This window comes from Paraburkholderia sp. BCC1886 (assembly GCF_900996245.1).
GTDB lineage: Bacteria > Pseudomonadota > Gammaproteobacteria > Burkholderiales > Burkholderiaceae > Paraburkholderia.
Map to the genome: position 1 here is coordinate 316007 of NZ_CAAJGK010000107.1, position 7092 is coordinate 323098.

Annotated in this window: 6 protein-coding genes and 1 tRNA gene; 2 read left to right on the top strand and 5 right to left on the bottom strand. The window is 65.6% G+C overall.

Annotation, left to right across the window (positions count from 1 at the left end; all coding sequences use genetic code 11):
• Window positions 1-10: 10 nt before the first annotated feature.
• Window positions 11-835 carry a squalene/phytoene synthase family protein gene (locus tag FQ746_RS31860; protein WP_144113785.1) on the bottom strand — a complete coding sequence of 275 codons (825 nt, stop codon included), beginning with the start codon at window positions 833-835 and terminating at the stop codon, window positions 11-13.
• 203 nt (window positions 836-1038) lie between these two features.
• Between FQ746_RS31860 and FQ746_RS31865 the strand changes: the two genes are divergently transcribed.
• Window positions 1039-1125 (top strand) — tRNA-Leu (locus FQ746_RS31865).
• Window positions 1126-1188: 63 nt separating this feature from the next.
• On the opposite strand, the gene FQ746_RS31870 is transcribed toward FQ746_RS31865, so the two are convergent.
• From FQ746_RS31870 to FQ746_RS31885, 4 genes are read right to left on the bottom strand one after another with little or no spacing between them, the layout of a single operon-like run.
• A complete protein-coding gene (locus FQ746_RS31870) occupies window positions 1189-2397 on the bottom strand; it encodes a CaiB/BaiF CoA transferase family protein (protein WP_144113786.1) in 1209 nt (402 codons plus the stop codon).
• A 60-nt stretch (window positions 2398-2457) separates the two neighbouring features.
• Window positions 2458-3870: an MmgE/PrpD family protein gene (locus FQ746_RS31875; protein WP_144113787.1), complete on the bottom strand. Its 1413-nt coding sequence runs from the start codon at window positions 3868-3870 to the stop codon at window positions 2458-2460.
• The gene (locus FQ746_RS31880) at window positions 3867-5063 is read right to left on the bottom strand and encodes a 2-methylaconitate cis-trans isomerase PrpF family protein (RefSeq protein WP_144113788.1); all 1197 of its coding nucleotides are present in this window, start codon (window positions 5061-5063) and stop codon (window positions 3867-3869) included. The genes FQ746_RS31875 and FQ746_RS31880 overlap by 4 nt, the downstream gene beginning before the upstream one ends.
• Window positions 5064-5095: 32 nt before the next feature.
• Window positions 5096-6520: an MFS transporter gene (locus FQ746_RS31885; protein ID WP_144113789.1), complete on the bottom strand. Its 1425-nt coding sequence runs from the start codon at window positions 6518-6520 to the stop codon at window positions 5096-5098.
• Window positions 6521-6694: 174 nt separating this feature from the next.
• On the opposite strand from FQ746_RS31885, the gene FQ746_RS31890 reads away from it, so the two are divergent.
• Window positions 6695-7092, top strand: a 398-nt coding sequence (locus FQ746_RS31890) for an acyl-CoA dehydrogenase family protein (protein WP_186310885.1), incomplete at its 3' end; no start/stop codon positions are given.

Here is a 7092-nt window from a genome sequence, read left to right on the forward strand (position 1 = left end):
AGCGGTCGCGTTATCGCGCGCGCCAGGCAATCCACAGCTTGCGGATCGGCGTCAATGCAATCCGCTGATGCAACACGTGATAACCGTCGCTTTCAATTTCATCGAGCAGCGCCAGCGTCAACGCAGCCTGTGCCACCAACGTGCGTTGCGCGCGACGCTCGCTCGCCGGCACGGCCGCCAGCGCCACCTGCAATGCCGCGCGCGCGCGCTGCGTTTCGAAGCGCATCAACTCGGTAAACGCGTCGGTGTATTTGCGATTGATCAGATCGGCCGCAGTCACGTTGAACCGCTGCATCTCGTCGATCGGAATATAGATGCGACCGTGGCGCGCATCGTTGCCCGTCTCGCCGATCATCTGCGCGAGTTGCAGCGCTTCGCCGAGCGGCGCGGCCCAGCTTGCCGCCTGAGCCGGGTCTTTCGCCGTAGCGCGCGCGACGAGCGTGGCGAACGTGCCGCCGACGTTCTGCACGTAGCGCCGCAGGTTTGGGTAGTCGAGGTAGCGCGCCTGGTCCAGATCCATCTCGTAGCCGGCGAGCAAAGTCTGCAACGCCGGATAGCTTGCCGCGACGTCGGGCAGATAGGCCGCCAGCGCCTTGGCCACCGGATGCGTCGGCGAGCCCGCAGCCAGCGCAGCGAGTTCGTTCTGCCACCAGGCGAGTTTGGTGCGGCCGATGGTCGGATCGCTGGTCTCCTTCACCGTCTCCTCGAACTCGCGGCGCAGCGCGAACAGCGCGGTGAGGAGCGGCTGGCCCGCAGCGGGCGCCTGGCGCAGCGCATAGTAAGTGCTCGAACCGGGCAGCGCTGCTTTCTGCTGGCAGTATTCGTCGAAATTCACAGGATTGGCGTGTGGGGAAAGGGCAGGCGGGAAGGCCGTCGACGCGCGCAACGCTGGCGCGGCGGGCCGGACTCAAGCCAAAAATTGTAGCATTGGCGCTTCGTCCGACAGATGCAGACAAGCGCGGATCAATCGGTTAGAATCTTGCGCTTACGCTTTTTGGCAGCTATTTTTTGGCGCCTTCCTGCCGCATTCAAAGATTCGCGTGAGTGGCGAAATTGGTAGACGCACCAGGTTTAGGTCCTGACGCCAGCAATGGCGTGCCGGTTCGAGTCCGGCCTCACGCACCAGCAAAAACAAAGCCCTGTTCTGACCGCAGAACAGGGCTTTTTTCTTTTTTATCCTGCCTCAGGTTAGATCACCCCGTCGCGCTTCAAGGCCTGCAAGCGCTCGCCGGACAGATCGAGCAACGCACCCAGCACCTCGGCGGTGCTTTCGCCCAGGGTCGGTGGAATGCGGCGCACCGGCAAGCGCTCGCCGTCGAAGCGCCAGGGCGGCGACAACAGATCGACGCGGCCCGCCGCCGGATGGTCGTAGGCGTTCACGAGCCCTGCCTCTTTCGCGCGCGGCGAACTCAACGCCTGATGCAGACCGGCCACTTCGCCGCACGGAATGCCGGCGCCGGCCAGTTTGCCTAGCAGATCGTCGCGACGCCGGGCCAGCAACTCGCGATGGATTTCCGGCAACAACACCTCGCGATATTTCGAGCGATCGAGGTTGGTCAGAAAGCGCGCGTCGCTAGCAAGGTCCGGGCGTCCGATCACGTCCAGGCAGAAGCGCTGGAATTGCGCATTGTTGCCGACGGTGATGACGAGCGGACCGTCCGCCGCATCGAACACGCCGTACGGCACGATGGACGGATGCGCATTGCCGTAGCGCGGCGGATCTTCGCCGAGCAGCAGGGCTTCGAGCCCGTAGTACGACGTGATCATCAGTCCGCAGTCGTACAGCGCCATCTCGATCTTGCGGCCGCGTCCCGTGCTGTGCCGCTGAAACAGCGCGGCCAGAATCGCCTGCGCCGAATACATGCCGGTAAACAGATCGACTACCGCGACGCCGAATTTCAACGGCGGCTGGTGCGCGTCGCCGTTCATGCCCATCAGACCCGCTTCGCCTTGCACGACCAGGTCGTAGCCGGGCCGCGCGGCTTCGCTACCGGTCGGGTCGTAACCGGAAATCGAACAGTAGATCAGGTCGTCGCGACCGACGCTCAGGTCTTCGTAGGCGAGGCCCAGTTTCGCCGCGCCGCCGACCTTGAAGTTCTGGATCACGACGTCGCACTGGCCCGCGAGCGCCCGCGCGATTTCGACCCCTGCGGGCGTTTGCAGATTCACGCCGACCGAACGTTTGTTGCGATTCACGCTGTTGAAATACGCGGTTTCGGTGTCGCCGATACGGATGCCCCAGTCGCGCGTGTCGTCGCCACGTTCGGGATGTTCGAGCTTGATCACTTCGGCGCCGAGATCGGCGAGCACCATCGCGCACCAGGGGCCGGCGAGAATCCGCGACATATCGAGAATGCGTACGCCGGCGAGCGGCAGGGAAGTGACATCGCTTTGCATGAAAGGTCCTGGAGCGTCGAAAAGAGGTTCGCGCGGAGCGAGTCGCGAATCGTCGCATGCTCAGCGAAGCTGCGCCAGCAGGTCGTGAACGGCGAGCGTGTTCATGCGTCGTGCAACCTCGACCAGATGCGCGGCGCTGACGGGACTCTGCGACCAGGCGAGGCAATCGGCGAGCTTGGCCTGCAACTCCGCGTCGCTCAGCGGATCCTGCGACGAGCCGTGCAACATCTCGACACGCCGCCGCAAGACCCGGCCGTCGTGCAGCGTGACGATGACGTCGGCCACGCGCGGCACGAGCGGCAGATCGGCTTCGGCGGCTACGACATGTGGGAAAAACGCTTGCAGGGCAGGGCGATTCACCGCGGCATCGGTAAACGACGTGAGCCGGACATGGCCGTCCGCGAGCGCCGCGGCGCAAGCATATTCGATGCTGAACTTTCCTTCGAGTCCGCTTGCCGGCCGATGCCGCGTGAGTGGCACGAGCGCACCACGACTCGTGCGAATCGAGACGTGGCGTACCTCGCTGAGCGTCAAACCGTGTTCGTGCCGCAAGGCAAGCAGAGCGTCCAGCGTGCGATGCGTCGCATAGCACATCGGATACTGTTTGATATCGAGACCGCTGCGTTCGAGTTCGAGTACCTCGCCACCGAGTTCCCGCAAGCTCGGGCCGAGGTCCTGACGTTCGCCGTACAAGGCCGTGTAACCATGCGGACCGTCCAGCGCATCCGCGGATGCGCGCAGGCCGGCTTGCGCGAGCAGCGTCGCGCGCACTGCGGCCGCGCTCGCCTGACCCGCCTGAAACGATTTGGCTTCGGTGCCGACGTTGTCGCGCGAGCCTGCCGCTTGCGCCACCGCGAGACCGAGCGCGTGAACGGTTTGCGTTTCGCTCAGGCCGGTCAGCCATGCCGAGGCAACGGTCGCACCCAGCACGCCGATCGACGCGGTGCAATGCCAGCCCTTGTCGTATTGGGCGACGGCGAGCACGCGCGCCAGTTTGCAAATCACTTCGAAGCCCACCACGTACGCAGCCGCGAGCCGCTCGCCGGGGAGTTGCGCGGCTTCCGCGAGCGCGAGCAACGCCGGCCACAGCACGACGCTCGGATGGCCGCGCAGCGGCACGGTCACATCGTCGTAATCGAGCACATGCGCCGCGATGCCATTATAAAAAGCCGCCGTTTCGACGCTGGCAAAAACGGACTGTCCCCACAGGCTTGCGCGTCCCGCATGCGACGCGTCGCCGCTCGTATCGAACGAGCCAGTGCACTCCACGTAGCGCAAGGCCGCGAGCGCTGCGGCTTCGTTGCGTCCGGCGACACCGACTGCGAACGTATCGGCGAACGAGCGCGCGCAAGTCCGCTGCAGCGACGCGCCGACCCGGGCCGCGTCGAAGCTCGCGGCAAAACGCGCGATCTGCTCGCTCGCCGTGAGCGTGGGTCGCGGTGACTGCACCGATGCAACCGACGACGCACTCATCGCGGCACCTCGTTGACCACGACGTTCGGCACATACACGCGGCCTTCCATCAATGTGCGCGCGGTACGGCTGAATCCGAGCCGCCGGTAGGTCACGTCGTTCGAGCCGGCTTCGTGCAGCGCTTCGACCGTAACCGTCATCACGCCAAGCGGGTGACCGATGCGCAGCACGTTGCCGGTGGCGTTGCGAGTCGCCTGCCCGACGATCGAACCCGGCACGCGCGACATCGCCGCCGTACACATCGACCCTGTACCGGCCATGCTTTCATGGCAACGGTTGTAGAAGATCAGGCGCGCCTGCAGATCCATCGTCCCGGCTGCAACGGGCCGGCCGTTCGCATCCGGGTAATCGGCCGGCGGCGCGACCAGCACCACCAGCGGCAAGGCCGGCGATTCGCTTTCCGCGCGCTCCCAGCGAGAGCAAAGGCCGAGTCGCGCCGCCGCCTTGCCGCGAATTTCGCGCAGCATGGCGAGCGCGCCCGCAGCCTGGTCGATGTCGTCCGGCAACTCGCTGCCCGTCAATCCGACATCGCTGGCGCGCAGGAACACGCACGGATTCGCGACATCGCCCAACGTGACGTCGACCGGCGTGCCGTTTTCGAGCGTCAACGTGTCGACGGCATGGCCGCTCGGCAGCGCGCGGCCGGTTTTGGCGCCAACCGTCTGCGTGTAGTCGAGAAAGATCTCCGCGCCGGTGCCGGGCACGCCGGGAATCGCAAACGCGCCGCCGACTGCTGCCTTACCGTCGCGCACCGGCACATGGGCGACCAGCAGCTTCTTCGTGTTGGTGTTGAAAATGCGCACGGCGGTGAGCGGGCCGCTCGCCTTCACGAGGCCGCTATCGATCGCGAACGGCCCCACGCCCGACGAGATGTTGCCGCAGTTGCTCGTGTAGACCACGATGCCGCGGCCGGGCGGAACGATCGCGTAGGTGTAGTCGACATCGGCATCCTCGCGTGTGGATGGCTTGACGATCGCGATCTTCGCGGTGACGAGGCGCGAGCCGCCCAATCCGTCGATCTGCAACAGGTCGGTGCCGGTCGCCGCCATCAGGAACGCGTCGCGCGCGGGTCCGGGCGGCGGCAGATCGGCGTCGTGAAAATACAGTCCCTTGCTGGTGCCGGCACGCATGATCGTGCAAGGCACCGACAGTTGTTCGGGAAGCAGTGGTTCGGGAAGCGGCGAAGCGGACATGAGCGGTTCCTCGTGAACGGATGCGGCGCGAGTCAGCGACGCGGTGCGGTGGCGGGGGCTGAGGCGGTGGCTGAGCCGACTGACTTCGGCTCGGCGTCCGGCTCGGGCCCCACGCCGAGCGCGAGCGATTCGATCTGGCTGTCGAGCGCGCGATGCCGCGTTTCGATGCCGAACAGTCCCACGACCAGGCCTTGCACGACCAGCAGCGCGGCGAGGATCGCGGTGACGCCGTTGATGCCGCTGCCGCTCTGGAACACCAGCACGACGACTTGCGGGGCGAGCATCGACGCGAGGCGTCCGGCTACATTCGAAATCGCCGTGCCGCGCAGACGCAGTTCGGTCGGGAACAGTTCGGGGACGTAAGTCGAAAACGCGAGCGTGCCGCAGAAATACAGCGCGGCGAACAGCAGAAGCCCGAGCACGGTGGCAACGACCAGCGAGTTGGCATGCGGATAGAGCAGACCGAGCGCCGCGGCGACGAACGACATGCCCGCAATCCCTTTCTTGCGGCCCCAGCGGTCGGACAGCAGCGCGGCGAGCCCGGCGCCGAGCAGCGCGCCGGTCGCCATCAGCGACGCGTAGCCGAGCGACGACGACACGCTCAGGCCTTTCTGAACCAGAAACGTCGGCAGCCAGATGACGAAGCCGAACAGCGCGCTGAAGCCGACGATGTTGACCGTGATGCCGAGCAACGTGGCGCGCAACAGTCGCCGGCCAAACAGATCCCGCATGCGGAACGACTGCATCGGCATTTCCGCGACGGCGACCGGTTCGGGCAACACGCGGCCCGCCGCGACCTCCGCTTCGATTTCCGTGACGATCGCATCGGCTTCGTCGAAGCGGCCGACCGACTCCAGCCAGCGCGGCGATTCCGGCAACTTCTTGCGCGCCGCCCACGTGAGCAGCGCGCCGAGACCGACGATCACGAACATCCAGCGCCAGCCAAAAGCCGGAATGATGAAATAGCTCGCGAGCGTCGCGCCCAGCAACGAAGAATTCGCTACCAGCGTGAGAATCGCGGCCCATTTGCCGCGCCGTGCGGGCGGAATGAATTCGCCGATCATCCCGTAGCCGACGATGACTTCCGCGCCGAGACCGAGTCCCATCACGAAACGCAAACCGATCAGCCAGTGGATGTCCGGCGCTGCCGCGGCCGCGAGCGAAGCCAGACCGAACAGCAGCAGATTGAACTGGAAGCTGAAACGCCGCCCGTAACGGTCGCCGACGATACCGGCCACGATCGCGCCGATCAGCATGCCGAGAAAACCCGCCGACACGAAATGCGCGTTCTGCGCCATGGTCGACCAGCCGCTGTGCACGAGCGCGATCATCACGCCGCCCGCGAGATACAGGTCGAAGGTGTCGAAGAACAGGCCCGCGGCGATCATCGCGGCGAGCCGCCGATGAAACGGACCTTCGGGCAAACGGTCGAGCCGTTGAGCGGCGGTATGGCGCATGGCGGAGTTCCTGTCTACGGACTGGCGGGATCGGCTGCTGTGTAGGTTGTTATATTAATATAATAACTAGCGTCGAGATGTCATGGTTTGCCCCTAACGCGTCCCGCACCTGGGCGACGGCGGCGCCACGAGCGCCGCCGTCGTGCTACCTTCCCGGAACCACAAGGAGACGCCATGGATTTCACCCTGCCGCCAGCGCTGCTGGAACTGCGGGATCGCACCCGACGCTTCATCGCCGAGCAGGTCGTTCCGCTGGAGTCGACGCTCCGTCATGGTTCGCATGGACCGGGCGACGAGTTGCGCCAGCAACTCGTGGAACGCGCCCGCGCGGCCGGGCTGCTCACGCCGCATGCAAGCCGCGAACTCGGCGGCCTCGGACTCACACACGTCGAAAAAGCGGTGGTGTTCGAGGAAGCGGGCTATTCGCCGCTCGGCCCGATCGCGATGAATATTCACGCGCCGGACGAAGGCAATATCCACCTGATGGAAAGCGTCGCGTCGCCCGCGCAGAAAGCGCGCTGGCTGGCGCCGCAGGTGGCCGGTCACACCCGCTCGTGTTTCGCGATGACCGA